At 64.2% G+C, this 26,143-nt stretch carries 24 protein-coding genes and 1 other RNA gene; 14 read left to right on the top strand and 11 right to left on the bottom strand.

Going from position 1 to position 26,143, the window contains the following annotated elements:
* Position 1 precedes the first annotated feature (1 nt).
* Complete coding sequence (locus AC56DI_RS01885; protein WP_496344695.1) at positions 2 to 451, top strand: NfeD family protein; 450 nt, start codon at positions 2 to 4, stop codon at positions 449 to 451.
* A gap of 117 nt (positions 452 to 568) precedes the next feature.
* Complete coding sequence (locus AC56DI_RS01880; RefSeq protein WP_496344694.1) at positions 569 to 1,600, top strand: DUF2804 domain-containing protein; 1,032 nt, start codon at positions 569 to 571, stop codon at positions 1,598 to 1,600.
* A 203-nt stretch (positions 1,601 to 1,803) separates the two neighbouring features.
* On the opposite strand, the gene gcvP is transcribed toward AC56DI_RS01880, so the two are convergent.
* From gcvP to AC56DI_RS01860, 4 genes are all read right to left on the bottom strand, one after another.
* A complete protein-coding gene (gcvP, locus tag AC56DI_RS01875; RefSeq protein ID WP_496344693.1) occupies positions 1,804 to 4,677 on the bottom strand; it encodes an aminomethyl-transferring glycine dehydrogenase in 2,874 nt (957 codons plus the stop codon).
* A 55-nt stretch (positions 4,678 to 4,732) separates the two neighbouring features.
* Positions 4,733 to 5,122, bottom strand: coding sequence for a glycine cleavage system protein GcvH (gene gcvH / locus AC56DI_RS01870; RefSeq protein ID WP_324519215.1), 390 nt, complete (start codon positions 5,120 to 5,122; stop codon positions 4,733 to 4,735).
* Positions 5,123 to 5,220: 98 nt separating this feature from the next.
* Positions 5,221 to 6,303, bottom strand: coding sequence for a glycine cleavage system aminomethyltransferase GcvT (gene gcvT, locus AC56DI_RS01865; RefSeq protein WP_496344692.1), 1,083 nt, complete (start codon positions 6,301 to 6,303; stop codon positions 5,221 to 5,223).
* A gap of 160 nt (positions 6,304 to 6,463) precedes the next feature.
* A complete protein-coding gene (locus tag AC56DI_RS01860) occupies positions 6,464 to 8,080 on the bottom strand; it encodes an ABC transporter permease (protein ID WP_496344691.1) in 1,617 nt (538 codons plus the stop codon).
* Between the two features lie 199 nt (positions 8,081 to 8,279).
* Between AC56DI_RS01860 and AC56DI_RS01855 the strand changes: the two genes are divergently transcribed.
* Genes AC56DI_RS01855 through AC56DI_RS01835 form a run of 5 tightly spaced genes read left to right on the top strand, consistent with a single transcriptional unit; the run spans position 8,280 to position 13,564 of the window.
* Positions 8,280 to 9,386: an AI-2E family transporter gene (locus tag AC56DI_RS01855; protein WP_496344690.1), complete on the top strand. Its 1,107-nt coding sequence runs from the start codon at positions 8,280 to 8,282 to the stop codon at positions 9,384 to 9,386.
* Positions 9,387 to 9,435: 49 nt separating this feature from the next.
* Positions 9,436 to 10,959 (top strand): efflux transporter outer membrane subunit, encoded by a 1,524-nt coding sequence (locus AC56DI_RS01850; RefSeq protein WP_496344689.1) that lies wholly within the window; start codon positions 9,436 to 9,438, stop codon positions 10,957 to 10,959.
* On the top strand, positions 10,952 to 12,067 hold the full coding sequence (locus AC56DI_RS01845) for an HlyD family secretion protein (RefSeq protein ID WP_496344688.1): 1,116 nt from the start codon (positions 10,952 to 10,954) through the stop codon (positions 12,065 to 12,067). The genes AC56DI_RS01850 and AC56DI_RS01845 overlap by 8 nt, the downstream gene beginning before the upstream one ends.
* 8 nt (positions 12,068 to 12,075) lie before the next feature.
* Positions 12,076 to 13,107 (top strand): DUF2955 domain-containing protein, encoded by a 1,032-nt coding sequence (locus AC56DI_RS01840; RefSeq protein ID WP_496344687.1) that lies wholly within the window; start codon positions 12,076 to 12,078, stop codon positions 13,105 to 13,107.
* Between the two features lie 10 nt (positions 13,108 to 13,117).
* Positions 13,118 to 13,564, top strand: a complete 447-nt coding sequence (locus AC56DI_RS01835; RefSeq protein WP_496344686.1) for a potassium channel family protein — start codon at positions 13,118 to 13,120, stop codon at positions 13,562 to 13,564.
* A gap of 198 nt (positions 13,565 to 13,762) precedes the next feature.
* Here AC56DI_RS01835 and AC56DI_RS01830 read toward each other — a convergent pair whose 3' ends face one another.
* The 6 genes from AC56DI_RS01830 to AC56DI_RS01805 form a co-directional block, all read right to left on the bottom strand.
* Positions 13,763 to 14,764: an extracellular solute-binding protein gene (locus AC56DI_RS01830; protein ID WP_496344685.1), complete on the bottom strand. Its 1,002-nt coding sequence runs from the start codon at positions 14,762 to 14,764 to the stop codon at positions 13,763 to 13,765.
* Positions 14,765 to 15,147: 383 nt separating this feature from the next.
* Positions 15,148 to 16,368, bottom strand: coding sequence for a 2-octaprenyl-3-methyl-6-methoxy-1,4-benzoquinol hydroxylase (locus tag AC56DI_RS01825; RefSeq protein WP_496344684.1), 1,221 nt, complete (start codon positions 16,366 to 16,368; stop codon positions 15,148 to 15,150).
* Between the two features lie 9 nt (positions 16,369 to 16,377).
* Positions 16,378 to 16,860, bottom strand: coding sequence for a DUF4442 domain-containing protein (locus AC56DI_RS01820; protein ID WP_496344683.1), 483 nt, complete (start codon positions 16,858 to 16,860; stop codon positions 16,378 to 16,380).
* Between the two features lie 10 nt (positions 16,861 to 16,870).
* On the bottom strand, positions 16,871 to 18,055 hold the full coding sequence (gene ubiH, locus AC56DI_RS01815) for a 2-octaprenyl-6-methoxyphenyl hydroxylase (protein ID WP_496344682.1): 1,185 nt from the start codon (positions 18,053 to 18,055) through the stop codon (positions 16,871 to 16,873).
* Positions 18,055 to 19,398 carry a Xaa-Pro aminopeptidase gene (pepP, locus tag AC56DI_RS01810; protein WP_496344681.1) on the bottom strand — a complete coding sequence of 448 codons (1,344 nt, stop codon included), beginning with the start codon at positions 19,396 to 19,398 and terminating at the stop codon, positions 18,055 to 18,057. Before pepP ends, ubiH begins: the two co-directional genes overlap by 1 nt.
* A 16-nt stretch (positions 19,399 to 19,414) precedes the next feature.
* Positions 19,415 to 19,969, bottom strand: a complete 555-nt coding sequence (locus AC56DI_RS01805; RefSeq protein WP_496344680.1) for a YecA/YgfB family protein — start codon at positions 19,967 to 19,969, stop codon at positions 19,415 to 19,417.
* 168 nt (positions 19,970 to 20,137) lie between these two features.
* Between AC56DI_RS01805 and AC56DI_RS01800 the strand changes: the two genes are divergently transcribed.
* The 4 genes from AC56DI_RS01800 to AC56DI_RS01785 all read left to right on the top strand — a co-directional run bounded on the left by AC56DI_RS01800 (position 20,138) and on the right by AC56DI_RS01785 (position 21,573).
* The gene (locus AC56DI_RS01800; RefSeq protein WP_324519200.1) at positions 20,138 to 20,347 is read left to right on the top strand and encodes a TIGR02449 family protein; all 210 of its coding nucleotides are present in this window, start codon (positions 20,138 to 20,140) and stop codon (positions 20,345 to 20,347) included.
* On the top strand, positions 20,344 to 20,652 hold the full coding sequence (locus tag AC56DI_RS01795; RefSeq protein WP_324519199.1) for a cell division protein ZapA: 309 nt from the start codon (positions 20,344 to 20,346) through the stop codon (positions 20,650 to 20,652). The genes AC56DI_RS01800 and AC56DI_RS01795 overlap by 4 nt, the downstream gene beginning before the upstream one ends.
* Before the next feature lie 39 nt (positions 20,653 to 20,691).
* Positions 20,692 to 20,870, top strand: a non-coding RNA gene (gene ssrS / locus AC56DI_RS01790) — 6S RNA.
* 85 nt (positions 20,871 to 20,955) lie between these two features.
* On the top strand, positions 20,956 to 21,573 hold the full coding sequence (locus AC56DI_RS01785) for a 5-formyltetrahydrofolate cyclo-ligase (RefSeq protein ID WP_496344679.1): 618 nt from the start codon (positions 20,956 to 20,958) through the stop codon (positions 21,571 to 21,573).
* An 11-nt stretch (positions 21,574 to 21,584) separates the two neighbouring features.
* On the opposite strand, the gene AC56DI_RS01780 is transcribed toward AC56DI_RS01785, so the two are convergent.
* Positions 21,585 to 21,716: a hypothetical protein gene (locus AC56DI_RS01780; RefSeq protein WP_422587973.1), complete on the bottom strand. Its 132-nt coding sequence runs from the start codon at positions 21,714 to 21,716 to the stop codon at positions 21,585 to 21,587.
* Positions 21,717 to 21,905: 189 nt separating this feature from the next.
* Between AC56DI_RS01780 and AC56DI_RS01775 the strand changes: the two genes are divergently transcribed.
* The 3 genes from AC56DI_RS01775 (at position 21,906) to rbbA (ending at position 26,143) form a co-directional block, all read left to right on the top strand.
* Positions 21,906 to 22,352, top strand: coding sequence for an EVE domain-containing protein (locus AC56DI_RS01775; RefSeq protein WP_496344678.1), 447 nt, complete (start codon positions 21,906 to 21,908; stop codon positions 22,350 to 22,352).
* Between the two features lie 66 nt (positions 22,353 to 22,418).
* Positions 22,419 to 23,384 (top strand): HlyD family secretion protein, encoded by a 966-nt coding sequence (locus AC56DI_RS01770; protein ID WP_496344677.1) that lies wholly within the window; start codon positions 22,419 to 22,421, stop codon positions 23,382 to 23,384.
* Positions 23,381 to 26,143 carry a ribosome-associated ATPase/putative transporter RbbA gene (gene rbbA, locus AC56DI_RS01765; protein ID WP_496344676.1) on the top strand — a complete coding sequence of 921 codons (2,763 nt, stop codon included), beginning with the start codon at positions 23,381 to 23,383 and terminating at the stop codon, positions 26,141 to 26,143. The genes AC56DI_RS01770 and rbbA overlap by 4 nt, the downstream gene beginning before the upstream one ends.

The following is a 26,143-nucleotide window of genomic DNA, read 5'->3' as shown; positions in this document are numbered from 1 at the left end:
TATGTGGGATTACCTGCAAAACCTGTCCTTCTGGGACTGGCTGGCCTTCGGCAGCGTGCTGCTGATCCTCGAAGTGTTCGGTGTTGGCGGCTACTTGCTGTGGACGGGCCTGGCCGCCGCCATTGTCGGCGCCTTGCTGTACCTGTTCCCCGAACTGCCCTGGGCCTGGCAGCTGCTGCTGTTTGGCTGCCTGTCGATCCTCACCGCGGTGTTCTGGTGGCGGCGCCAGCGCGCAGCGGCCAAGCCTTCGGACCAACCGGGGCTGAACCAGCGCGGCAGTGAGCTACAGGGCCGGCAGTTCGTGCTGCACGAAGCCATCGTCGGCGGCCGCGGCAAGATCAAGGCCGGCGACAGTTTGTGGCTGGTAATCGGTCCCGACCTGCCCGTCGGCACACCGATCAAAGTGGTCGGCCAGGACGGCGTACTGCTCAAGGTCCAGCAGGCCGACTGATCCGCCGCTGGTGCTAATCCAGCATCAGGATTAGCGCCAGCACCGCTCGACATTGGCACGTCTGTCCCACACTCTTATGCTTGGTAATTGCCCGATCACAAGAATAAGAGACAGGCCATGCAGCATGAGATCGTAGAACAGCTCCCGCTTCTGCAAGCCAACGGCACCCTGACCGAGCCCGGCTGGGCCCGCCATCCTTACTGGCAATACCAGCGCCAGGCCGTTGCCGCGAGCAGCTGGCGGATCAAGGAGTGGGACTACTACGCCGTGGTCTCCCCCGAGCAATTCGCCATCTGCCTGACCGCCAGCAATCTCGGCTATATCGGGCTTTATGCGATCTGCCTGGTCGACCTGGCGCAAGGCCGCAGCTGGCAAATCGACACCCTGCAGCCGCTGCCACTGGGCCGCCACGCCTTCCCGGAAACTGCCGACAGCGGCGCCATCCAGTTCAGCAATGGGCAGCTGAGCCTGCAGATTGAGCGCGTCGGCGGCGAACATCGCGTGCATTTCTCCAGCACGCAGTTCCAGGGTCCCCATGGCCGCGGCATCGAAGGTGAGCTGACCTTACGCCTGCCCGCGCAGCATGAGTCGATGAACATCGCCACCTCCTGGGCCGAGCAGCGCAAAGCCTTCTACTACAACACCAAGCTCAACTGCCTGCAGGCCAGCGGCCAATTCCGCCAGGCCGGCAAGCATTACCACCTCAGTCCGGTGCGTGACCTTGGCGTGCTCGACTGGGGCCGCGGCGTGTGGACCTACAACAACACCTGGTACTGGGCCTCGGCGTCCGGCTATGTCGACGGCGAGCCCTTTGGCCTCAACCTCGGCTACGGCTTCAGCGACCGCAGCCCGGCCAGCGAGAACCTGCTGCTGTACCGCGGCGTGGCCCATAAGCTGGATCAGGTGGCATTCCATTTCGACCGTAAGAACTGGCTCAAGCCCTGGCAGATGCGCAGCAACGATGGCCGTCTGCAGCTGGACTTCACCCCCTGTGTCGACCGCAACAGCAAACTCAACCTGCTGCTCCTGGCCTCCGAACAGCATCAGGTGTTCGGCCATTACCGCGGCCACGTCACCCTGGAAAACGGCCAGGTCCTGCAACTCAACCACCTGCCCGGCTTTGCCGAAGAAGTGCGCAACCGCTGGTAGGCAGCAGGCACGTCCTAGAGCAGCTTTTGTAGGCTGGGTTGAGCTGGCGATACCCAGCAAATCATCGCCGGCGAGTAAACCCCTGATGGGTATCGCTGCGCTCCACGCCATCCTACGACTGGCGCGCCAGCGCTTAACAGAGGTCAACACACCAGAAACGACAAGGCCGCCCAGTGGGCGGCCTTGTCGTTTGTGGCTAACGCTTAACGGTAGTCATCCACCGGCACACAGGCGCAGTGCAGATTACGGTCGCCATAGACGTTGTCGACGCGGTTCACCGTTGGCCAGTACTTGTGGTCACGGGTGTGCTGCGACGGAGTAACCGCCTCGGCGATGCTGTACGGCCGCTCCCACACGCCAGTGACATCGGCCAGCGAATGCGGCGCGCCCTTGAGCGGGTTGCTCTCGGCTGGCCACTCGCCGGCTTCGACCTTGGCGATCTCGGCGCGGATGCTGAGCATGGCTTCGATAAAGCGATCCAGTTCATGCTTGGACTCACTTTCAGTCGGCTCGATCATCAGCGTGCCCGGCACCGGGAACGACATGGTCGGAGCGTGGAAGCCGTAGTCCATCAGGCGCTTGGCCACGTCTTCTTCGCTGATCCCGGTCTGTGCCTTGAGCGGGCGGATATCGATGATGCACTCGTGGGCCACTCGGCCATTACGGCCGCTGAACAGCACCGGGTAAGCGGCGCTGAGTTTTTCTTTCAGGTAGTTGGCGTTGAGGATCGCCACTTCGGTGGCGTCGGCCAGCTGCGGGCCCATCATGGCGATGTACATCCAGCTGATCGGCAGGATGCTCGCGCTGCCCCAAGGTGCGGCACTGACCGCGCCGTTGCCGGGGTTCGGACCGTCGATCTTGACCACCGGGTGATCGGCTACGAACGGCGCCAGATGCGCACGCACGCCGATCGGGCCCATGCCTGGGCCGCCACCGCCGTGAGGGATACAGAAGGTCTTGTGCAGGTTCATGTGCGACACGTCGGCACCGATGTCGGCCGGACGGGTCAGGCCCACCTGGGCGTTCAAGTTGGCGCCGTCCATGTATACCTGGCCGCCGTGAGCGTGGATAACTTCGCAGATTTCGCGAATGCCTTCCTCGTACACACCGTGGGTCGACGGGTAGGTGGCCATCAGGCAAGACAACTGGTCGCCAGCTTCGGCGGCTTTCTTCTTCAGGTCGTCGAGGTCGACGTTGCCCTGAGTGTCGCACTCGACGATCTGCACCCGCATGCTGGCCATCTGTGCCGACGCCGGGTTGGTGCCGTGGGCCGAGGCCGGGATCAGACAGATATTGCGGTGCGCATCACCACGGCTCTCGTGGTATTTGCGGATTGCCAGCAGGCCGGCGTATTCACCTTGGGCACCCGAGTTGGGCTGCATGCAGATGGCGTCAAAACCGGTGACCGCGCGCAGCCAGGCATCCAGTTCGTCGATCATCAGCTTGTAGCCTTCGGCCTGTTCAGCTGGCACGAAGGGGTGCAGGTTGGCGAATTCCGGCCAGGTGATCGGGATCATCTCGCTGGTGGCGTTGAGCTTCATGGTGCAGGAGCCGAGCGGGATCATCGACTGGTTCAGAGCCAGGTCCTTGATCTCCAGCTGCTTCAGGTAACGCAGCATTTCGGTTTCGCTGTGGTGGGTGTTGAACACCGGGTGGGTCAGGTACGCCGAGGTACGCACCAGCGCAGCCGGGATGCCCGAAGCAACGTCGGTAGCGTCCAGGGCGGCGACATCCAGACCGTGCTCTTCGCCGAGGAACAGGTCGAACAGATTGGCCACGGTGTCAGCGTTGCAGGTTTCGTCCAGGCTGACGCCCAGAGTCGTAGCGTCAACCACGCGCAGGTTGATGCACTGCACATGGGCGCGAGCAAGGATCGCCGCCTGCTGGTCAGCGACGTCGATGGTCAGGGTGTCGAAGAAGTGCGCATTACGGCGCTTCAAGCCTTTCTGCTCAAGGCCGGCCGCCAGCAAGGCGGTCAGGCGCTGCACACGCTGGGCTATGTTCTTCAGGCCCGCCGGGCCATGGTAGACGGCGTAGAAGCTGGCGATATTGGCCAGCAGCGCCTGGGCGGTGCAGATGTTGGAGTTGGCCTTCTCGCGGCGGATGTGTTGCTCGCGGGTTTGCAGGGCCATACGCAGGGCGGTGTTGCCACGGGCGTCTTTCGACACGCCGATGATGCGGCCGGGCATGGCGCGCTTGTACTCGTCGCGGCAGGCGAAGAAGGCGGCGTGCGGGCCACCGTAGCCCATTGGTACGCCGAAACGCTGGGCGCTGCCGAGCACGATGTCGGCACCCAACTCACCCGGCGGGGTCAGCAGCAGCAGGCTGAGCAGGTCGGCCGCCACGCATGCCAGGGCTTGCTGGGCGTGCAGTTGCTCGATGAGCGGGCGCAGGTCGCGGATTTCGCCGAAGCTGTCCGGGTACTGCAGCAAGGCACCAAACACCTGATGGCTGGCGAGGTTGTCGACGCTGTCGATGACCACGTCAAAGCCAAAGGCCTCGGCGCGGGTCTGCACCACGGAGATGGTTTGCGGGTGGCAGTTCTGGTCAACAAAGAACAGGTTGCTCTTGCTCTTGGCTACGCGCTTGGCCATGGCCATGGCTTCGGCAGCGGCGGTGGCTTCGTCGAGCAACGAGGCGCTGGCCAAGTCCAGACCGGTGAGGTCGATGGTCAGTTGCTGGAAGTTCAGCAGCGCTTCCAGGCGACCCTGGGCAATTTCCGGCTGATAAGGGGTGTAGGCGGTGTACCAGCCCGGGCTCATCAGCACGTTGCGGACGATCACGGCCGGGGTCACGGTGCCGTTGTAGCCCATGCCGATCAGGCTGGTCCACAGCTGGTTCTGCTCGGCATAACCACGCAGTTTGGCCAGGGCGGCTTCCTCGTCCAGCGCCGGCGGCAGGTCCAGCGGGCGATTCAGGCGAATCGCCGGCGGCACGGTCTGCTCGATCAGCTCGGCACGGCTGCTCAGGCCCAGGGCCGCAAGCATGGCTTGCTGCTCAGGCGCATCGGGGCCGAGGTGACGGCGCAAAAACGCAGCGGACTGCTGCAGTTGGGACAAGGACTGGGACATGTTCATGCTCTCAAAATGCACAAAGCCTCGAAGGACGAGGCTTTGTGGAATTAACCGGTAATCAGGCTTCGGCAGCGCAGGCAGCGGCATAGCCAGCAGCGTCGAGCAGCGCTTCTATATCAGCGCCATTGCTCGGCTGCAGCTTGAAGAACCAGCTGGCGTACGGGTCGCTGTTGACCAGCTCAGGGCTGTCGGTCAGCACGTCGTTGACGGCCAGCACGGTACCGGCGATCGGCGCGTAGATGTCCGAAGCGGCTTTCACCGACTCCACCACACCGGCTTCCTGGCCGGCAGCCAGTTCGGCACCGACTTCTGGCAGCTCAACGAAAACCACGTCACCCAGGGCTTCCTGAGCGTGGTCGGAAATACCCACGGTGACCGAACCATCGGCTTCCAGGCGGGCCCATTCGTGGCTGGCGGCAAAACGCAGATCGGCGGGGATATTGCTCATGTGAAGCTCCTCAGTAACAGGGATGGGCAACGCAGTGCCCGAATAAAGTTAGCAGGTCAACGATGCCCGCCACCGCAGCGGCGGGCACCGACCGTCGATCAGATCAAGGCCTTACCGTGGCGAACAAAGTTCGCCTGCACCACACGTACCGGGTACCACTTGCCGCGAATTTCCACCTCGGCGCGCTCGCCAGTGGCCGCCGGCACCCGCGCCAGGGCAATCGACTTGCCGAGGGTGGGCGAGAAGCTACCGCTGGTGATTTCGCCTTCGCCGGCGCCTTCGACGCGCACCACCTGGTGAGCGCGCAGCACGCCGCGCTCTTCCAGCACCAGGCCGACCAGTTTGTCGGCCACGCCGGCGTCTTGCTGGGCCTGCAAGGCAGCACGGCCGACGAAGTCACGGCTGGCCGGCTCCCAAGCAATGGTCCAGGCCATGTTGGCGGCCAGGGGCGAAATCTCTTCGCTCATGTCCTGACCGTAGAGGTTCATCCCAGCTTCCAGGCGCAGGGTGTCGCGCGCGCCCAAGCCAATCGGGGCGATACCGGCGCCAACCAGCTCGGCCAGGAAGGCCGGCGCTTCGGCGGCAGGCAGCATGATTTCCAAGCCGTCTTCACCGGTGTAGCCGGTGCGCGCGATAAACCACTCGCCGTCGGGCAGACCCTGGAACGGCTTGAGGCCGTGGATCAGGGTGGCGCGGGCGGTACTGACCAGTTCGGCCGTCTTGGCGCGTGCCTGGGGGCCTTGAATGGCGAGCATGGCCAGATCGGCGCGCTCGTTGAGCACCACGTCAAAACCGGCGGTCTGCTTCTCCATCCAGGCGATGTCTTTGTCGCGGGTCGAAGCATTGACCACCACGCGGTAGCCGTCGGCCGCCAGGTAGACGATCAGGTCGTCGATCACCCCGCCCTGCTCGTTGAGCATGCCGCTGTACAGGGCCTTGCCGAGCAGTTGCAGGCGCTCCACGTCGTTGGCCAGCAGATGCTGCAGGTAGGCCTTGGCCTGGGCACCGCTAACATCCACCACGGTCATGTGCGACACGTCGAACACCCCGCAGTCACGGCGCACCTGATGGTGCTCCTCAACTTGCGAACCGTAATGCAGCGGCATGTCCCAGCCGCCGAAATCGACCATTTTGGCACCCAGAGCCAGGTGCTGATCGTAGAGGGGTGTGCGCTGTCCCATGGAGGACTCCTTGCGGGCGTGGCAACGCTGCGGGCGGCTCTGGCCTGGGCTTTGGCGCGCCTTGAGCGACACCGTGAAAGCCTCGGCAGAGCCAGTTTATTTCTCTGGGCCGCAGCAAATGGCGCGCATTGTAGCCGCTGAGTCGGCCACTGGACACCCGTCAGCCAGTGCCACGGGCCGAACGGCGGATCAGCACTATGACCGGCAGCAGGCCGACCAGCACCACACTCAGGGCCGGCAAGGCGGCGCGGGCCCATTCGCCTTCGCTGGTCATTTCAAAGATGCGCACCGCCAAGGTGTCCCAACCGAAGGGGCGCATCAGCAGGGTGGCGGGCATTTCCTTGAGCACATCGACAAACACCAGCAAGGCCGCCGACAACACACCCGGCAACAGCAACGGCAGGTAAAGACGCACAAACAAACCGGCGCCACCGACCCCGAGGCTGCGCGAGGCTTCCGGCAAGGACGGCCGGATACGTGCCAGGGCACCTTCCAGCGGGCCGTAGGCGACCGCCATAAAGCGCACCAGATACGCCAGCAGCAAGGCTGCCAGGCTGCCCAGCAGCAACGGCTTGCCGGCGCCGCCGAGCAGGCTCGACAGCGGTATCACCAAGGTCTTGTCCAGGTAACTGAACGCCAGCATCAGCGCCACCGCCAGCACCGAACCCGGCAGGGCATAACCGAGGTTGGCCACCGCCACGGCACTGCGCACCGTACGGGTCGGCGCTAAACGGCGAGCAAACACCAGCAGCAAGGCTGCCACCACCGTCAGCAGGGCGGCCAGGCCTCCCAGATAGAGGCTGTGCAGGATCAGGCCGATATAACGCTCATCCAGGTCAAAACGACCGCGCTGCCAGACCCACACCAACAACTGCAGCACAGGGATGACGAAGGCACAGGCGAACACCAGGCCGCACCAGCCGCTGGCCGCCAGCGCTTGCACGCCACGCAGGTGATACAGCGCCTTGCCGCGCGGCCGCTCATTCATGGGTCGCGCGGCACCACGGGCGCGGCGCTCGCCATAGACCAGTAAGGCCACCGCCAGCAGCAACAGGCTGGCCAGTTGGGTGGCGCTGCCAAGGCTGTAGAAGCCGTACCAGGTCTTGTAAATGGCGGTGGTGAAGGTGTCGAAGTTGAACACCGACACCGCGCCGAAATCCGCCAGGGTTTCCATCAGCGCCAGGGCCAGACCTGCACCAATGGCTGGCCGCGCCACCGGCAAGGCCACCCGCCAGAACGCCTGCCAAGGCGACTGACCGAGCACCCGCGCCGCTTCCAGCAAGCCGCGCCCCTGGGCCTGAAAGGCCGCCCGGGCGAGCAGATAGACGTAGGGATAGAACACCAGCACCAACACCACGATCACCCCGCCGGTGGAGCGCACCCGCGGCAGGCGCAGACTGCTGTCCACATACTCGCGCAGCAGGCTCTGCAGCGGCCCGGCATAATCCAGCAGGCCGACAAAGACAAACGCCAGCACATAGGCGGGGATCGCGAACGGCAGCATCAGCGCCCAGTCCAGCCAGCGCCGACCGGGAAATTCGCAGAGGCTGGTCAGCCAGGCCAGGCTGACCCCCAGCAGGGTCACGCCGACGCCAACGCCGAGCAGCAACGTTAGGGTATTGCCCAGCAGGCGCGGCATCTGGGTTTGCCACAGGTGCGCCCAGATCTCGCCATCGACTTCCTGCCAACTGAGCAACAGCACGCTGAGCGGCAACAGCACCAGGCCAGCAATGGCAAAAACGATGGGGTACCAGCGACGCTGGGCACGATGGGCCACGCAAGCTCCTCAAACACAAATCCGCCGGGCAGGGCTCGCACGGCGGCGCAGTATAACCGTGGTGCGCGGACCTTGGCCGCATCAGCAACGACCGAGGTGCCAGCAGCAACAGCTTTCGGCTACCATCGAAGCCTTCTGTGCACCTCAGATAGCCCGCCGTTCCGTCGCCCTGATGACCCGACTTGCAAGGAGCAACCTCATGCAGCCCACGCCACTCCCCGACAAAGTGCTGTCCCGCGGTCTACTGGACGTGCTGATCCGCGCCGGTCTTATCGCCATCCTGGTGATCAGTTGCTACCAGATTTTCCGCCCGTTTCTCGACCTGATGCTCTGGTCGATGATTCTCGCCATCACCCTGTACCCGTTGCACGGCATGCTCCGAGGCAGACTGGGCAGCGACGCGCGCGCCGCCAGCCTGATCGTACTGATCGCCATCACTATCCTGCTGATCCCGGTGTACCTGCTCGGCGACTCGGTGGCCGAGTCGATCCAGCAGACCATCGCAGTGGTCAAAAACGACGCCTTCCGCATTCCGCCGCCAGCCGATTCGGTAGCCACCTGGCCGCTGGTGGGTGAAACCCTGCATGGCTTCTGGCAGCAAGCCGCCACCGACCTTACCGGCCTGCTGCAAAAAGTCGCGCCGCAACTCAAGGGCGTGAGCCTGACGGTGCTGGGCAAGCTGGCCGGGGTTGGCATCGGCTTTCTGATGTTTATCTTTGCCCTGGTGATTGCCGGCATCTTCATGGCCTACGGCGCCAACGGCAGCCACAGCGCGGTGCAGATTGCCGTGCGGGTTTCCGGCCCGGAGCGTGGCCCGCAGATTGCCGAACTGTGCACCGCGACCATTCGCGCCGTGGCCCAGGGCGTGGTCGGCATTGCCTTTATCCAGATGCTGCTGGTCGGTGGCGGCTTCGTCGTCATGGGCATTCCCGGCGCCGGCCTGCTGGCCCTCGCCGTGCTGCTGTTGGGCATCATGCAGTTACCGGCGACCCTGGTGACCATTCCGGTGATCGCCTTCGTGTTTGCCACCGAAGGCGCTACCGCGGCGAGCATTGCCTTTGCCATCTACACCTTCGTCGCCGGCATGGTCGACAACGTGCTCAAGCCGCTGCTGCTAGCGCGCGGCGTGGCCGTACCGATGCCGGTGATCCTCATCGGCGCCCTCGGTGGCATGGTCACCAGCGGCATCATCGGCCTGTTTATCGGCCCGGTGCTGCTGGCGGTCGGTTATCAGCTGTTCTGGCAGTGGGTCGATGATCAGCCCGAAGCCACAGCGCCGGCGGCTGACGACCAGCAACCCACCTGAGCACCCGCCGGGAGCCCCATGGGTTCCCGGCCCTTGCGGAGTCGCGCCCTTGGCCATTGCCCCCACCCGCCTGCTGCTGTTGGCGGCCCTCGGCCTGAGCGGCTGTGTGCGCCTGGGCCCGGATTTCCAGACCGAGCCCGTGACATGGATCGAACACTGGAACAGCCCAGCACTGGAACACGCCAGCCAGCGTCAGCCCCAGGCTGACACCCAACAATGGTGGACGGTGTTCGCCGACCCGGTGCTTAACCGCCTGATCGCCGAGGCCGATGCGCACAACCCGAGCCTGAAGATTGCCGGCCTGCGAGTCATCGAGGCTCGCGCGCAACTGGGCATCGCCCAGAGCGGCCGCTACCCGCAAGTGCAGCAGGCCAGCGCCGACAGCCTGTACCTGGACCGTAATCAATTCGGCGGACGCAACCCGCAGGACAGCAGTTTCTGGCAGCACAGTGCCGGTTTCGACGTGGGCTGGGAGCTGGATTTCTGGGGTCGTTTCAGCCGCGCCATTGAGTCCGCCGACGCCAGCTACTTCGCCGCCCAGGCCAATTATGAAGACGTGCTGGTGCTGCTGCGCGCGCAAATGGCCGACAGCTATTTCGCCCTGCGCACCGCCGAAGCGCGCCTGCAGATCGCCCGCGACAACGCCAAACTGCAAAAACGCAGCTTCGAGATCACCGAACGGCTGTTCAACAGCGGCAACAACGCCGAACTCGACCTGCAACAGGCCAAGACCCAATACCTGGGCACCCTCAGCAGCATTCCCGAGATCGAGAGCCAGGTGCTGCGCACGCGCAACGCCCTGGCCGTGCTGATCGGCCGACCGCCCAGCCAGCTGCCGGAACTGGCGACCAACACCGGACTGATTCCGCTGCTTGAACAGGCCGTGCTCGACGACGTACCCGCCAATCTGCTGCTACGGCGCCCGGATATCCGCGCTGCCGAACTCAAGGTAGCGGCCCAGTCCGCGCGTATCGGTATCGCCGAGGCCGACCTCTACCCAGCCATCACCCTGCTGGGCAGCATTGGCTGGTCGGCCAGCAGCGTCGACGGCGCCGCCGATAACCTCGACCTCGGTGGTGGCCCCAGCCTGCGCTGGAACGTCTTCGACTACGGCCGCCTAACCGACAACGTGCGGGTTCAGGATGCGCGACTGCAACAACTGCTGGTGGCCTATCAGGACAGCGTGCTGCAAGCCGCCCGCGAGGCCGACGACGCCGCCACCGGGCTGAGCAAGGCCCTGGAGCGCGAGCGCATCCTCCGTGAAGCGGCGTTCTCGGCCCAGCGCTCGCTGACCCTGGCCAGCGCCCAGTACCGCGAAGGCTACTCCGACTTCCAGCGCGTGCTGGACGCCCAGCGCGCGCTGTTCGTGCAGCAGGACAGCTACCTGCTCAGCCGCAGCAGCGCGGTCAGCAACCTGATCGCCCTGTACAAGGCCCTCGGCGGCGGCTGGTACAGCCCGCAACCGCTGCTGGATGACGCCACCCGCAAGCAGATGCAGGCCCGCACCGACTGGGGCGATATGCTCGACCCGCCAGCCCCAACCACCGCCAACCAGGTAACCCGCGATGAGTGACACCCCTGCCACCGCTCAATCGGCACCCGCACCCGCCGCCGACCCAGTGAAGAAAGGCGCCCGCTGGGTGGCCATCCTGATCGCCCTGAGCCTGCTCTGGTACTTCCTCGCCGACCGCTTCACCCCTTACACCCAGCAAGCGCGGGTGCAAGCCTACGTGGTGCCGGTGGCCAGCGAAGTGTCCGGACGGGTGATCAAGGTGCAGGCGCACAACAACCAGGACGTCAACGCCGGCGATCTGCTGTTCGAGATCGATCCCGCGCAGTACCAGATCGTCGTCGACCGCGCCCGCGCCGACCTCGAATCAATGCGCCGGCAGATCGGCGCCAGCACCGCCGGCATCGACTCGGCCCTGGCCTCTCTGCGCGCCTATCAGGCCAACGAACTGAAGGCCCGGCAAGACCGCGACCGCCTCGAACGCCTGTATCGCGAGGATGCAGGGACTATCTCCCTGCGCCGCCTGGAGGTTTCCCGCGCCACCCACGAACAGGCCGTCAGCCAGGTCGCCGCCGCCCACGCCGAGGTACAACGGGCCCGCGAACAACAAGGCGGCAGCGAGGACGACAACGCCAAGCTGCGCAGCGCCGCCACGGCACTGAGCAAGGCCGAACTGGACCTGGCCAACACCCAGGTGCGCGCCCGCTCCGCCGGGCTGATCACCGACCTGCGCAGCGATGTCGGCCAGTTCGCCGCCGCCGGCAGCCCGCAGATGACCCTGATCGCCATCCACGACGTGTGGGTGAATGCCGAAATGACCGAGAACAACCTCGGCAAGGTTGAGCCGGGCACACCGGTGGCCATCGTTCTCGACGCCTTCCCCGGCCAGGTCTTTGCCGGCCGCGTGCGCAGCGTCGGCTATGGCGTCAGCGTCGGCAGCAGCACCGCCCCCGGCACCCTGCCGACGGTGCAAAACAGCCGCGATTGGCTGCGTCCGGCACAACGCTTTCCGGTGGTGGTGGAATTCATTCCCGACGAACTGGAAGCACGACGCGGTATCCGCGTTGGCGGTCAGGCCGAGGTAATGGCCTTCCCCAGCAGCGGCAACCCGCTCAACCCGCTGGGGCGGCTGTTTCTACGCCTCATGAGCCTGCTGTCCTATGCCTACTAGGCCCTGGCATGCCGACTAACCGCGACTGGCGCAGCCAGCGCGCGCTGCGCCTGGCCAGTGGCACGGCCCTGTGCCTGGCGATCAGCTTTGGTCTGGCGCTGCCGATCCCGTTTATCGCCCCGCTGATCTGCCTGGTGCTGTTGGCCACCCTACCCCGCCCGCTGCCCCTGAAAGCCGGCATTGGCCTGGCCGTGCTGGCGGCCCTGACCACCGGCAGCGGTCTGTTGCTGATCCCGCTGCTGCGCTATTACCCGGCCAGCGGCGTGGCGATCATCGGCCTGTGTCTGTTTCTAGCCTTTCGCTATGGCCTGCGCGGCGGTAATCCGCTGCTGGTGAAGTTTCTGGTGATTGGCCTGACCATGATCTCGGCCGCCGGCACCGCCGACTTCGGCCTCGCCGTGATGGTCATCGAGGCCTTGGTCAAGGGCCTGCTGCTGGCGGTGCTGGTAGTGGGCCTCAGCCACTGGCTGTTCCCGGAACCCGCCAACAGCCCAGCACCGCCCCAACCCACCCCGCTGCCTGCCGAAGTGGCTAGCTGGGTGGCCCTGCGCGCCGCCCTGGTGGTGCTGCCGGCGTTTCTGCTGGCGCTGATCAACCCCGCCAGCTACATGCCGTTGATCATGCAGGCGGTCAACCTCGGCCAACAAAGTTGCACCACCTCGGCGCGCAACGCCGGCCGCGAACTGCTCGGCTCGACCCTGCTTGGCGGGGTATTGGCGATCACCCTGTGGTATGCCCTCGGCCTGTTCGTGCATCTGTGGATGTTTTTTCTGTGGCTGCTGCTGTTCGGCCTGCTGCTGGCGCGCAAGCTGTTCGCCCTGAGCGCGAGCCGACAGAGCCCGGCCTTCTGGCTGAACAGCTTCACCACGATGATCATTCTGCTCGGCCAGTCAGTGCAGGACAGCGCCAACGGCAAGGACGTGGTCCAGGCCTTTGCCGTGCGCATGAGCCTGTTTATCGCCGTAACCCTATACGCCTGCCTGATGGTTCAGTGGCTGGATCGCCAGCGCCAACCCTCTTCCTTGCCCACTCCTCCCTGACGAGCCGCCCATGCTGATCAACCTGCTCACCGGCCTGCCGGTCATTCTTATCTGCCTGGTCCTGCAGGCGCTGTTTATCGCCGGGTGCATGCGCACCTACCTGCGCTTTCGCCCCTACACCCGAGCCTCCAACGCCGTGCTGCCGGACATCCTGGTGCTGTCAGCGGTGATGCTTCTGCTGATGCTCGGCAACTGCCTGCAAATGGCCCTGTGGGCTGGCCTGTTCGTGCTGTTGGGCGAGTTCGACAGCCTGGTCACGGCACTGTATTTCTCCGGAGTGACCTTTGCCACCCTCGGCTATGGCGACCTGGTGCTGTCGCCGCAATGGCGCCTGCTCAGCGCCCTGGAAGCCGCCAATGGCATCCTCATGTTTGGCGTCTCCACCGCGGTGATGACCGCCGCCGTCAGCGACGTGTTCAAGCACAACCTGACCCGCCATCTGCGACAGCAGCCCTAAATACGGTTAACAGCTTCGCGGTCAAGACCGCTCCCACCAGATCCCGCCTGGAGGCGTAGCCCGGATAAAATCCGGGGGCGAACCTGCAGGGCAACGAGCTCTCCCTGATTTCATCCGGGCTACAAAGAATGCTTAAAACACCAGCCCTAAACGCAAACGCCCCGCACAAGGCGGGGCGTTTTTTTTAACCGGTGCGGATTAGTTCCAGCCGGCGCGGTCCATCAACTTGATGGCTTCCACCTGACGCTTGCCAGCCACTTCCATCGGCACGCTGTCGGCCTTGAAGCTGCCCCAGGCGGCGACTTCTGCCGACGGCTTGATCGCCGGATTGGCCGGGAATTCCTGGTTGATATCGGCAAACAGGTTCTGCGCCTCGGGGCCGGTCATCCACTCCAGCAGCTTTTGCGCCTCGGCGGCATGGGGCGCGTACTTGGTCACGCCAGCGCCGGACAGGTTGACGTGCACGCCACGGTCAGCCTGGTTGGGCCAGAACAGTTTGACCTTGAGGTCCGGGTCCTGCTTGTGCAGACGGGCGAAGTAATAAGTGTTGACCAGGCCCACATCGCACTGGCCGGCGTCGATGGCCTGCAGCAAGGCGGTATCGTCGGCGAACACGTCGGTGGCCAGGTTATCCACCCACCCCTTGAGGATGGTTTCGGTCTTGGCCGCGCCGTGAGTTTCAATCAGGGTAGCGGTCAGCGACTGGTTGTAGACCTTCTTGCTGGTGCGCAGGCACAGGCGGCTGGCCCAGCTCTTGTCGGCCAAGGCTTCGTAGGTCGATAGCTCTGCCGGTTTAACCCGCTCGGTGGAATAGACGATGGTGCGCGCACGCAGCGACAGGCCGGTCCAACTGCCGGTGCTGGAGCGGTACTGAGGCGGAATATTTTGTTCGATGACCGCCGACTGCAGCGGCTTAAGAATGCCCATCTGCTCGGCCTGCCAGAGGTTGCCGGCATCCACGGTGATCAACAGGTCAGCCGGGGTATTGGCGCCTTCGGCCTGCAGTCGCGCCATCAGCGGCGCTTCCTTGTCGGTGATGAACTTGACCTTGACCCCGGTCTTGGCCGTGTAGGCATCGAAGGCCGGTTTGATCAGCTCATCGATTCGCGCGGTGTAAACCACCACTTCGTCGGCCGCCAACAGCGGCATCGACAGGGCGGAAAGGGTCAGGCTGGCAAGCAACGTCTGGCGCAGGCGCATGAAAACGACCTCGGGGAATGGAAACGGGACGAATAGTAATGAATGCTATTTAGGTTAGCAATTACTCTACTCCCATCCCGCACCGATCAATTGTCGCCAATCAATTCCAACGTAACTGTGGCTCGACTAGCAGGCCGTTGAAAACGTAGGCGAGGCAGGCAAGACAAGGCAAAAACGGCCGCAACGTAGCGAAGCGCAGTAACAGCCATAGGCTGGCCCACAGGGCGAGCGTAGCGAGTCAAAAGCGGAATTTACGAGTTGTAAATGAGCATTTGATTCGCTTCGCTCACCCCTTTGGGGTCGTGCTGAAGCACGTTCAGCCTTCGGCTGTGAGGCCGTTTTTAACGCAGTATTGCCAACGCAGGTAGTTCTTCAACGGCCTGCTACAGACGCGCCAACTCCGGCAGATCACCGGACAAGCCCAGGGCCTGGCGGACGAACAGCGCCTTGGCCTCGTTGGCGCCATCGACCAGATTCAGACCACTGTTGCGCAGCCAGCGCAGCGGCAACGGATCGGCCTGGAACAGCCGCTCGAAGCCTTCCATGGCCGCCATCATCGCCAGGTTGTGCGGCATGCGACGGCGTTCGAAGCGACCAAGCACTTTGATATCGGCGAGATTTTCGCCCCGCTCCAATGCGTGCAGCAGCACTTCGGCAAGCACGGCGGCATCGAGGAAACCGAGGTTAACTCCCTGCCCGGCCAGCGGGTGAATGGTGTGGGCGGCATCGCCGATCAGCGCCAGGCCAGGCTCCACATAGCGCTTGGCGTGGCGTTGACGCAGCGGAATGCAATGCCGTGGATCGCTCTCCAGCACATCGCCCAAGCGCCATTCAAAGGCTTTGCCCAACTCGTGGCAGAAGGCGGCATCGTCCAGCGCCATCAGCCGTTCAGCCTCGGCCGGAGTGGTCGACCAGACAATCGAGCACCAGTGCTCGGCATCATCAGCCTTGGCCAGCGGCAGGAAGGCCAATGGACCGTCATCAGTGAAACGCTGCCAGGCAGTCTGCTGGTGAGGTTTGCTGCAGCGCACGCTGGTGACGATGGCGTGGTGCAGGTAATACCACTCACGGGTGGCGCAGCCGGCCAGGCGACGCACCGCTGAATTGGCACCGTCGGCAGCGATCACCAACGGCGCGCGCAACTCGCGGCCATCGGTGAGGGTCAGCAGCCAGTCATCACCGGAGCGGCGCAGCTGCTCCAGGCGAGCGCCCGGCAACAGGCCGAGATCAGCTTCGTAAAGCGCGTCCAGCAGGCCATCCTGCACCACGCGATTTTCGACGATATGGCCGAGCACCTCGGCATGCACGCTGGCGGCGGAAAAATGCACCTGACCGGTGCCGGAACCGTCCCACACCTGCATCTCGCCGTAGGGGCTGGTGCGCCGTGCGGCGATCCCATCCCAGGCGCCGAGGCGCTCAAGAATGCGCTGGCTGGCCGCCGACAAGGCACTGACCCGCGGCTCGAACGCCGCGTTCTGATCGAAGGGTTTGACGCTCAGCGGCCCGCCATCCAGCAGCAGGATTTGCAGCCCGCTGTGTTGCAGGGCCAACGCCAGGGCGCTGCCAACCATACCGGCGCCCACAATGATCAGATCCGCACGCATGTGTATTCCTTAGGCTGCCTGCCGCTCACGCGGCTTGAGTCGTACGTAAAGGGTCTTGTGCACCCGCGCCACCAGCGTACCCTCGCCGTCCCGCACATCCACGTGCAGTTCGGGCAGGTACTTGTCGCCTGCGGCGGTGTGGGTGCGAATGTCCGTCAACAGCGCTTCGTCGATGGCAAAGTTGGCGAACACCGGGCCTTTGCCTGGGGCGATAAAGTCGATACGCGCCGCCTTGTCCCAGACGATGTACTGGCGGCCGAGGCACTCCATCACCATCAGCATGAAAAACGGATCAGTCATCGAATACAGGCTGCCGCCGAACTGGGTGCCGACATAGTTGCGGTTGTACCAGCCCAGGCCCATTTTTACCTGCACCTGTTGGAAGTCCGCGCTGATATGCCGCACCCGCACGCCGGCGCCGATATAGGGCGGATAGAAGTTCAGCGCCCAGCGCAGGAAGCGGGCCTTGCGGGCTAAGGTGCGTGCTTTCATCAATGCGCTCTCAAACGGAACGAGGCCCCAGGCCCATGGCCTGGCGAGCAAACCAGCGCTTGGCTGGCGGTAACAGGTCGAGGCCCAGCAGGCCCAGGTTACGCCCGGCCACCAGCAGCGGCTGGCCGGTGGTGAACAGTTTGGTGACCTGATCGGAGAAGCCCACGGTCATCTGCTGATCGAGGCGCTGACGGTCGAGATAACCCTGCAGGCACGCCAGCTCGCCCAGGGGCGCGGTGCTGGCCAGCAAGCTCTCGGCCAACTCCAGAGTATCGCGCAGGGACAGGTTGTAACCCTGCCCGGCAATCGGATGCAGGCTGTGGGCGGCGTTGCCGAGCACCACCAGATGGGGACGCACCTGCTCCTGGGCCTCGACCAGCGCCAGTGGATACAGATGACGCGCACCGACCTTGCGCAAGGCACCGAGGCGATAGCCAAAGGCGGCTTGCAGCTCATCCAGAAACGCCCGTTCGGGCAGCGCCGCCAGACGCTCAGCATCGGCACCCGGACGGGTCCAGACCAGCGCGCAGCGGTTGTCCGCCAACGGCAGCATGGCCATCGGGCCAGCCTCGGTGAAGCGCTCGAAGGCCTGGCCCTGGTGCGCTTCACTGGGGGTGATATTGGCGATCAGGGCGCTCTGCTGATAGGGCCGTTGGGTCACGGCAATGCCCAGTTGCTCACGCAGACCAGAGCGGCCGCCGTCGGCCAGAATGGCCAGGTCACACTCAAGGCTGGCGCCGTCCTTGAGGGTCAGGCGATAGCCATCGCCAAGGTTATGCATGGCCACCACTTCGTCGGGGCAACGCCAGCTGATGACGTCTTTATCCAGGGCCTGCCACAGGCAATGGCCGAGCCAGGCGTTTTCCACCACATAACCCAGGGCCGGCACACCTTCGTCAGCGGCACTCAAACGTGCGGCGCCGAAGCGGCCACGGTCGGACACATGGATCTGCGCAATCGGCTCGGCGCGCTCGCTGATGCTCGGCCAGATACCCAGACGCTGGTAGATCTGCCGAGTGCCGTAGGACAGCGCGGTGGAACGCGCATCGTAGCTAGGCTGATAACTGTCGCCGGGGGCGAAGGGCTCGATCAGCACGATCTGCCAGCCGCGGGCCTTGGCGCCGGCTTGCAGGGCCAGGGCCAGGCTGGCGCCAACCAGGCCGCCGCCGATGATCGCAAGCTGTACGCGACTCATCAGGCGACCACTGCGCGGGCGGACTGCGCCTCGGCCATCAGGGCTTCGACTTCAGCCACGGTCTTGGGTACGCCGCCGGTGAGAATCTCGCAGCCGCCCTTGGTTACTACCACATCGTCTTCGATACGCACGCCAATACCGCGCCATTTCTTCGCCACGTTCTGGTTGTCGACGGCGATGTAGATGCCCGGCTCCACGGTCATGGCCATGCCGACTTCCAGCTCACGCCATTCGCCGCCGATCTTGTAGTCGCCAACGTCGTGCACATCCATACCCAGCCAGTGGCCGGCGCGGTGCATATAGAAGGGTTTGTAGGCTTCGCTGGCGATCAGCTCATCCACGGCACCGCTCAGCAGGCCCAACTCCACCAGGCCGGCGGTGATCACTTGCACGGTGGCTTCATGGGCGGCGTTCCAGTGTTTGCCGGGGGCGATTTCCTTGAATGCGGCTTCCTGGGAGGCCAGCACCAGCTCGTAGATGGCCTTCTGCTCGGGCGAAAAGGTGCCACTGACCGGGAAGGTGCGGGTGATGTCACTGGCGTAGCAGTCGATCTCGCAGGCGGCGTCGATCAACACCAGATCGCCGTCTTTCAGCAGCGCGTCGTTCTCGCGGTAATGCAGGATGCAGGCGTTTTTGCCGGTGGCGACGATCGAGCCGTAGGCCGGCATTTTCGCGCCGCCCTTGCGGAATTCGTAATCCAGCTCGGCTTCCAGGCTGTACTCATACAATCCGGCGCGGCAGGCCTGCATGGCGCGTACGTGGGCACGGGCGGAAATGTCGGCAGCGGCCTTCATCACCTTCACTTCCGCCGCCGACTTGTACAAGCGCATGTCGTGCAACAGGTGGTCAAGGGCGACAAACTCATTCGGCGGCTGTGCACCCTGACGGGCCTTGGAGCGGATCACGTTGATCCACTCCATCAGGTGACGGTCGAATTCCTGATGGATGCCGAGGGCGTAATAGACCCGCTCACGGCCCTCGATCAGGCCCGGCAGGATCTCGTCGATGTCGCTGATCGGGAAGGCATCATCGGCGCCGAACTGGCTGATGGCGCCATCCTGGCCAGCCCGCAAACCATCCCACAGCTCGCGCTCGGGGTTGCGCTCGCGGCAGAACAGCACGTACTCGCCATGCTCACGACCGGGGATCAGGGCCAGCACCGCTTCCGGCTCGGGGAAGCCGGTGAGGTACTGGAAATCGCTGTCCTGGCGGTAGATATGTTCCACATCGCGGTTGCGGATATACACCGGCGCGGCCGGCAGAATGGCAATGCTGTTGGGCTCCATCTGCGCCATCAGCGCCTTGCGCCGACGGGCATATTCCGCTTTCGGGATGCAGGTCATAACGACTCTCGACTGATCAGTGCAGGGATGGTTTCGGCGCGGCGGCCAGCGGCTTGGCGCACTCGGCGAACAGCAGCAGCGGCGCTACGCGCAGGTACTCCATGACTTCCATGTAGTCGTTCTCGCCGTCTTCGGATTCTTCCAGGGCGCTCTGCACCTGGGCGATAGCGGCCAGGTCCTGCAGCACTTCCATGGCCTCGGCCGACAACGCGGTGTCGCGGGCGGTCAGACCAAAACCACCGAGGAAACCCTGACACCACAAGCCCAAGGCCTGAGCGCGTTCCACCAGCGGCGCATCGTCGCCCGGCAACAGCAGCACCACGGTAACCTCGGAGCCGGACAGCTCGCCTTTGACCATTTCCTGCAGGCCAATCAGCGCCTGACGCACGTTGTCTTGCGGCTCGCTGCCGAGCAGTTCGGTGGCATCCACCAGCCAAGGTTCAAGGTCGAAGCCGGAACCGGCGCAACTGCGACCGAGCAACAGGCCATGCAGCTCGGCCGGCGAAACGGGTTGACCGCTGCTGGCGAGCAGGGTGGCGAAAGCGGCGTACGGGGAATTTTGAGTGGTCATCGGAATAGGTATCTGAACTAGGCGCCAGACGGCGCAATGACTAGAATGAAGGCCTCGTATCCTAGCACCGGCAGACGCGCCAAGACCATTCAAGGCGCTCGACGGGTTTGACCTCACGCCGAGCCGGACCTATATAGTTCCGCTCATTTATCGCCAAGTAGAGAGCCAATGGAAGACGCCGATCTGCGCGCACTGACGGCCAAACTGGAGCTACTGATCCAGAGCGTCGAGCACCTCAAGGTTCAGAACCGGCACCTGCGGGCGAGCGAAAAGGCCTGGCGCGAGGAACGCGCCCATCTGATCGAAAAGAACGAAATGGCCCGGCATAAGGTCGAATCAATGATTTCGCGCCTGAAAGCCCTGGAGCAAGACACATGACCCAAGCCAAGACCCTCACCGTGCAGATCCTCGACAAGGACTACTGCATTGCTTGCCCGGCTGACGAGCGCGCCAACCTGGAAAACGCCGCCCGTTACCTGGACGGCAAGATGCGCGAGATCCGCTCCGGCGGCAAAGTCATCGGTGCCGATCGGGTGGCCGTGATGGCCGCGCTGAACATCACCCACGACCTGCTGCACAAAAAGCAGCGCCTCGATCAACAGGCCGACGAAACCCGCGATTGCGTGCGCGACCTGCTCGGCCGCGTCGACAAGGCCCTGGCCACCCATCCGGATGACCAATAAGGCTGATGGCAGTCCCGCATATTTGGGTATACTGGCCTCACCTCCCTGGTGTGTGCGCCAGTTGGCGATGTCCCTGAGCCGATTCGCACTACCCTGGGGGTTGCAAGTTGAGACCGGTGCGCATGTCCGCCAGACGGAAAGCCTAAAGGTTTCCTGCAACCTCCACCTTGAACTTTCGGGTTCAAGGGCCAAGCCGACAGCGGCACTCCGGGGAGTCATCTTTCTGCCTGCAGCGCCTGTAACATCAAACCGCGCTGCCGTTCGACAAACCCCGCAACACCGCCCACGCAAACAGCCATCGCCATGAACAATGCCGCCGCGCCAAATCGCGCTCAGTTGCGCCGCCAATTGCGCGCTGCTCGTCGTGCCCTCAGCCGCGCTCAGCAACAATGCGCGGCCCGCAATCTGTACAAGCAACTGGCCCAGCACCCGACCTTTCGCCGCGCCCAGCACATTGCCCTGTACCTGCCCAACGATGGCGAGATCGATCCCGGCTGGCTGCTGCGCGCCGCCCAGCGCCGAGGCAAGATCACCTACCTACCGGTACTCAGCGCCTGGCCAAAAACCAAGATGGTGTTTCAGCGCATCAGCCCACGAGACAAGCTGCGCCGCAACCGCTTCAGGATTGCCGAGCCATTAGCCAACCGCGCACGTCAGCGCAAGGTCTGGGCCCTGGACCTGATCTTGTTACCGCTGGTGGGGTTTGATGCCCACGGCGGGCGCCTGGGCATGGGGGGCGGCTTCTATGACCGCAGCCTGGCGCACAAAACGCGCCACCCAGGCATGCACAAGCCGCGGCTGCTAGGCCTGGCCCATGAATGTCAGAAAGTCGAGAAGTTGCCCACGGCCAGCTGGGATGTGCCTTTGCAGGCAACGGTGACCGATCGAGGCTGGTATGGCGTGGCGCGTCGTCCGGGTTGACGCGCAGGGGTTCAGGGTTGCTGCACCTGACTGACCGGCGCCGCGTCCTGGCGCTCCCACAAGCTCTGGGTGTAGCCGGTGGTGACCACCCCCAGACCAAAGACAATAACCAATACCCACAGTAAATCTGGCTTGCGTTTCATCGATTGCCCCCCCTTAAACTTGGCAAACTTCGCACGATGACCGGCGTTATTATTATTTTTCGCCGCAGAACGCAGCATAAGCGAGACTATCGTCCAACAACGTGAAGGCCTGCGCAAGTTCTGGCGTCAGTCAACTGTCGGTCTGTCACATTTTTATTGCAGAGAGCTCCCACCGTGGCCCATTGGCTGATGAAATCGGAACCCGACGAACTGTCCATCCATGACCTGCAACGCCTGGGCCGTGCGCGCTGGGACGGCGTGCGCAACTATCAGGCACGCAACTTCTTGCGCAGCATGCAGGTCGGTGAACTGTTCTTCTTCTATCACTCCAGCTGCCCGCAACCGGGAATTGCCGGTATTGGTCGGATTGCTGCCAGCGCCTATCCCGACCCCACCGCCCTCGAACCCGAGAGCCATTACTTCGACGCCAAGGCCAGCGCCGAGAAGAACCCCTGGAGCGCGATTGACGTCGAGTTCGTGGCCGCCTTTCCAGGCGTTCTCAGCCTGGCACTGCTGCGCAGCCAACTGGCGTTGAGCGACATGGCTCTGCTGCAAAAGGGCAGTCGCCTGTCAGTGATGCCAGTGAGCGCCGAGCAGTGGCAGGCCATTCTCGCCTTGAGCTCCGAGGGGCGTTGATAAGTATCAACACAACTTTTGGCCAAAACCGGCAGACTGCAGGTACTTGCTGCAGAAGGAACTCACATGTCTAGCTCGCACCGCCCCTCGCGTTTATTGGCGATTCCCCTGGTTCTGTTACTGGTCGCCGTCGCGGCCTTTGGCTACTGGCGCTCAGTCAGCAGCCAGCTGCCAGAAGGCCTGAGCATGGCCAACGGCCGCCTCGAAGCCACCGAAGTGCAGATCGCCAGCAAAACCCCTGGGCGTCTGGCCGAAGTGCTGGTCAACGAGGGCGACCGGGTGAGCAAGGATCAGCTGCTCGCACGCCTCGACACCCGCACCCTGGAAGCCAGCCGTACCCAGGCCGAAGCCGAAGTACTGCGGGCCAAACAGACCCTGGCGGCAGCCGAAGCCAATGTGCAGCTGCGCCTCAGCGAACATCACCTGGCCGGCCAGGAGCTCAAGCGCACCACCGAACTGTTCCGCCGTAACTACGCCAGCCGGCAGCTGCTCGACCAGCAGCAATCACGCCTGGAAACCAGCGATGCCGCCGTGAATGCGGCCCAAGCCCAGGTCGGCGCCTTGCAGGCAGCCATAGGCGCCGCCGAGGCCCAGGTGGCGCAGCTCACCAGCGAAATCGACGACAGCAGCCTGCTGGCACCGATCGACGGCATCGTCCAGCTGCGCCTCGCCGAGCCCGGCGAAGTGCTCGGCGCCGGCGGTCGTGTGCTGCTGCTGATCGACGCCAACGATCAGTACATGAACCTCTACCTGCCCGCCGCCCAGGCCGGCGCCCTGGCGGTTGGCGATGAGGCGCGAGTGCTGCTCGACGCCCTACCGGAGCGCCCGCTGCCGGCCAAAATCACCTTTGTCGCGGCCAAATCGCAGTTCACCCCGAAAGAGGTGGAGACCCGCGATGAGCGGCAGAAGCTGGTATTTCGGGTCAAGTTGCGCCTGACTGATCCCGCCGCCGTACCCCAGGCCAAGCCCGGCATGCCCGGCGCCGGTTATGTGCGCACCCAGGCAATGGACTGGCCGGCCAACCTGCAATGAGCGAGCTCGCGGTTAAGGCCAGCGGCCTGGGCCATCGCTACGGGAAACAAACGGCGCTGGAAGGCATTCAGTTCAGCATCGAAGCCGGCACCCGCTGCGCCCTGATCGGCCCGGATGGCGCGGGTAAATCCAGTCTGCTGGGCTTGATCGCCGGGGTGAAAATCCTCCAGCAGGGCGAGCTGGACGTGCTCGGCGGCAGCATCAGCGCGCGCCGCCACCGCACCAGCCTGTACCCGCGCATCGCCTATATGCCGCAAGGGTTGGGGCAGAACCTCTATCCGGAACTGTCGATCCGCGAAAACATCCAGTTCTTTGCCACCCTGTTCGGTCTCAGCAAAGCCGACTTTGAGCAGCGCCTGCCCCAACTGCTCAGCGCCACCGACCTGACCCGCTTTGCCGAGCGCCCGGCCGGCAAACTCTCCGGCGGCATGAAGCAGAAGCTCGGTCTGTGTTGCGCGCTGATCCACGACCCCGACCTGCTGATCCTCGACGAGCCCACCACCGGCGTCGACCCGTTGTCACGGCGCAGCTTCTGGGAGCTGGTCGAGCAGGTACGCCGCGAGCGTCCGCAACTGACCCTGCTGGTGGCCACCGCCTATATGGAAGAGGCCGCACAGTTCGAGCAATGCCTGATGCTCGACCGCGGCAAGCTGATCGCTCAAGGCCCGACGGCCGAGCTCGCCGCCGCCACCCCGAGCGGCAAACTCGACGCCGCCTTTACCCACTTCCAGGGTGCCCAAGCCGGCCAACATCAGGCTCTGGTGATTCCGCCACTGGCGGCTGGCGAGGCAGAAACCGCTATCGAAGCCACGGACCTGACCCTGCGCTTTGGCGATTTCACTGCCGTCGACAAGGTCAGCTTTGCCATTCGCCGCGGCGAGATCTTTGGCTTTCTCGGCTCCAACGGCTGCGGCAAGACCACCACCATGAAGGTCCTCACTGGCCTGCTGGCCGCCACGGAGGGCAGTGCCAAGTTGTTTGGCAAACAGGTGGATGCCAAGGACCTGGAAACCCGCAAGCGCGTTGGCTTTATGTCGCAGAGTTTCTCGCTCTACGGCGAGCTCAGCGTGCAGCAGAACCTGGAGCTGCACGCGCGCCTGTTCGACCTGCCCGCTGCCGAAGGCGTGGCCCGTAGCCAGGCGCTGATGCAGCGCTTCAGCCTCAGCGAGGTGGCCCAGCAGCAGTCCGGCGAGCTGCCTCTCGGCGTGCGTCAGCGGTTATCCCTGGCGGTGGCGGTGCTGCATAAACCGGAGGTGCTGATCCTCGATGAGCCCACGTCCGGGGTCGACCCAGCCGCCCGCGATGATTTCTGGCGGCTGCTGATCGAACTGTCACGCGAGCAGGGCGTGACCATCTTTCTCTCCACCCACTTTATGAACGAAGCCGAACGCTGCGACCGCATCTCGCTGATGCACGCCGGCCAGGTGCTTGCCTGCGACACCCCGGCCGCGCTGCAGCAGCAGTTCGCCGGCGCCACCCTGGAAGATGCCTTTATCACCTGCCTGGAGCAGGCCCAGGCTGCAGCTCCGACTGACAAAGCCGGCCAACCCGCCGAGCCCAGCGAGAAGGCGGCCCCCGAGCACGAACCCAAAACCACGGCCACCGCCAACACCCCGGTGCCGGTCAGCCCGCGTTTCAGCGTGCGCCGTCTGCGTGCGGTGGCGGTGCGCGAAGGCAAGGAGCTGCGCCGCGACCCGGTGCGCCTGGCGTTCGCCCTGCTCGGCTCGATGTTTATGATGGTGATTTTCGGCTATGGCATCTCCCTCGACGTGGAGAACCTGCGCTTCGCCGCTTTCGACCAGGACAACTCGGCGCAGAGTCGCAGTTATCTGGAAGCCTTCCGCGGCTCACGCTACTTCGAGGAGCACGCCCCGGTCAGCTCGCCGCAGGAGCTGCACCAGCGCCTGCAACGCTCGGAGGTGAAGATCGTCCTGGAAATCCCGCCCGGCTTCGGCCGCGACCTGTATGCCGGACGTCAGCCGCAAGTGGCAGTGTGGCTGGATGGCAGCATGCCGTTCCGCGCCGAAACCAGCCGCAACTACATCGAAGCCGTGCACTTGGAAAACCTCACCGCCCTGGCCGCCAACAGCAGCACATCGAGCACAGCAACGGCCAGCGCCGGCCTGGAAACCCGCTTTCGCTACAACCAGGACGTGGTCAGCGTAAACGCCATCGGCCCCGGCGTGATGGCGCTGATTCTGGTGTTTATCCCGGCCATGCTCACCGCCCTCGGCGTGGTGCGCGAGAAGGAGCTGGGCTCGATCAGCAACTTCTACTCCACCCCGCTCAGCCGCCTGGAGTTCCTGTTCGGCAAGCAGCTGCCCTATATCGCCGTCAGCCTGCTCAACCTGGCATTGCTGGTGGCCATCAACCGCTGGCTGTTTGGCGTGCCGCTCAAGGGCAGCGTGCTGACCCTGGCCTTCGGCGGCCTGCTGTATGTGCTGGCGACCACCAGCCTCGGCCTGCTCATCTCGGCGTTCACCAAGACCCAGATCGCGGCAATCCTAGGCACCATGATTCTTACCAGCCTGCCGACCATCCAGTTTTCCGGGCTGATCGTGCCGCGCTCATCCCTGGCCGGCGGCGCGGCACTGATGGGCGATCTGTTCCCGGCCGGTTACTTTCTCGACATCGCCGTCGGCACCTTCACCAAGGCCCTCGATATACGCCAACTGTGGCCCCAGTGCCTGGCCCTGTTCGGCTTCTTTGTGGTGTTCACCGGCCTCAGCGTGGCCTTGCTGAAAAAGCAGGAGGCTTGA

The sequence above is a fragment of the Pseudomonas sp. BGA-UO-ETr-WB11 genome, assembly GCF_059567785.1.
Note: the sequence above shows the minus strand (reverse complement) of the source record. Positions and strands in the feature narration are given on the sequence as shown.

Bases quoted from the DNA above. Each gene is read 5' to 3' on its own strand.
- AC56DI_RS01885 (WP_496344695.1), top strand. From the start codon at position 2: ATGTGGGATTACCTGCAAAACCTGTCCTTCTGGGACTGGCTGGCCTTC.
- AC56DI_RS01880 (WP_496344694.1), top strand. From the start codon at position 569: ATGCAGCATGAGATCGTAGAACAGCTCCCGCTTCTGCAAGCCAACGGC.
- gcvP (WP_496344693.1), bottom strand. From the start codon at position 4,677: ATGAACATGTCCCAGTCCTTGTCCCAACTGCAGCAGTCCGCTGCGTTT.
- gcvH (WP_324519215.1), bottom strand. From the start codon at position 5,122: ATGAGCAATATCCCCGCCGATCTGCGTTTTGCCGCCAGCCACGAATGG.
- gcvT (WP_496344692.1), bottom strand. From the start codon at position 6,303: ATGGGACAGCGCACACCCCTCTACGATCAGCACCTGGCTCTGGGTGCC.
- AC56DI_RS01855 (WP_496344690.1), top strand. From the start codon at position 8,280: ATGCAGCCCACGCCACTCCCCGACAAAGTGCTGTCCCGCGGTCTACTG.
- AC56DI_RS01845 (WP_496344688.1), top strand. From the start codon at position 10,952: ATGAGTGACACCCCTGCCACCGCTCAATCGGCACCCGCACCCGCCGCC.
- AC56DI_RS01840 (WP_496344687.1), top strand. From the start codon at position 12,076: ATGCCGACTAACCGCGACTGGCGCAGCCAGCGCGCGCTGCGCCTGGCC.
- AC56DI_RS01835 (WP_496344686.1), top strand. From the start codon at position 13,118: ATGCTGATCAACCTGCTCACCGGCCTGCCGGTCATTCTTATCTGCCTG.
- AC56DI_RS01830 (WP_496344685.1), bottom strand. From the start codon at position 14,764: ATGCGCCTGCGCCAGACGTTGCTTGCCAGCCTGACCCTTTCCGCCCTG.
- AC56DI_RS01825 (WP_496344684.1), bottom strand. From the start codon at position 16,368: ATGCGTGCGGATCTGATCATTGTGGGCGCCGGTATGGTTGGCAGCGCC.
- AC56DI_RS01820 (WP_496344683.1), bottom strand. From the start codon at position 16,860: ATGAAAGCACGCACCTTAGCCCGCAAGGCCCGCTTCCTGCGCTGGGCG.
- ubiH (WP_496344682.1), bottom strand. From the start codon at position 18,055: ATGAGTCGCGTACAGCTTGCGATCATCGGCGGCGGCCTGGTTGGCGCC.
- pepP (WP_496344681.1), bottom strand. From the start codon at position 19,398: ATGACCTGCATCCCGAAAGCGGAATATGCCCGTCGGCGCAAGGCGCTG.
- AC56DI_RS01805 (WP_496344680.1), bottom strand. From the start codon at position 19,969: ATGACCACTCAAAATTCCCCGTACGCCGCTTTCGCCACCCTGCTCGCC.
- AC56DI_RS01800 (WP_324519200.1), top strand. From the start codon at position 20,138: ATGGAAGACGCCGATCTGCGCGCACTGACGGCCAAACTGGAGCTACTG.
- AC56DI_RS01795 (WP_324519199.1), top strand. From the start codon at position 20,344: ATGACCCAAGCCAAGACCCTCACCGTGCAGATCCTCGACAAGGACTAC.
- AC56DI_RS01785 (WP_496344679.1), top strand. From the start codon at position 20,956: ATGAACAATGCCGCCGCGCCAAATCGCGCTCAGTTGCGCCGCCAATTG.
- AC56DI_RS01780 (WP_422587973.1), bottom strand. From the start codon at position 21,716: ATGAAACGCAAGCCAGATTTACTGTGGGTATTGGTTATTGTCTTTGGT.
- AC56DI_RS01775 (WP_496344678.1), top strand. From the start codon at position 21,906: ATGAAATCGGAACCCGACGAACTGTCCATCCATGACCTGCAACGCCTG.
- AC56DI_RS01770 (WP_496344677.1), top strand. From the start codon at position 22,419: ATGTCTAGCTCGCACCGCCCCTCGCGTTTATTGGCGATTCCCCTGGTT.
- rbbA (WP_496344676.1), top strand. From the start codon at position 23,381: ATGAGCGAGCTCGCGGTTAAGGCCAGCGGCCTGGGCCATCGCTACGGG.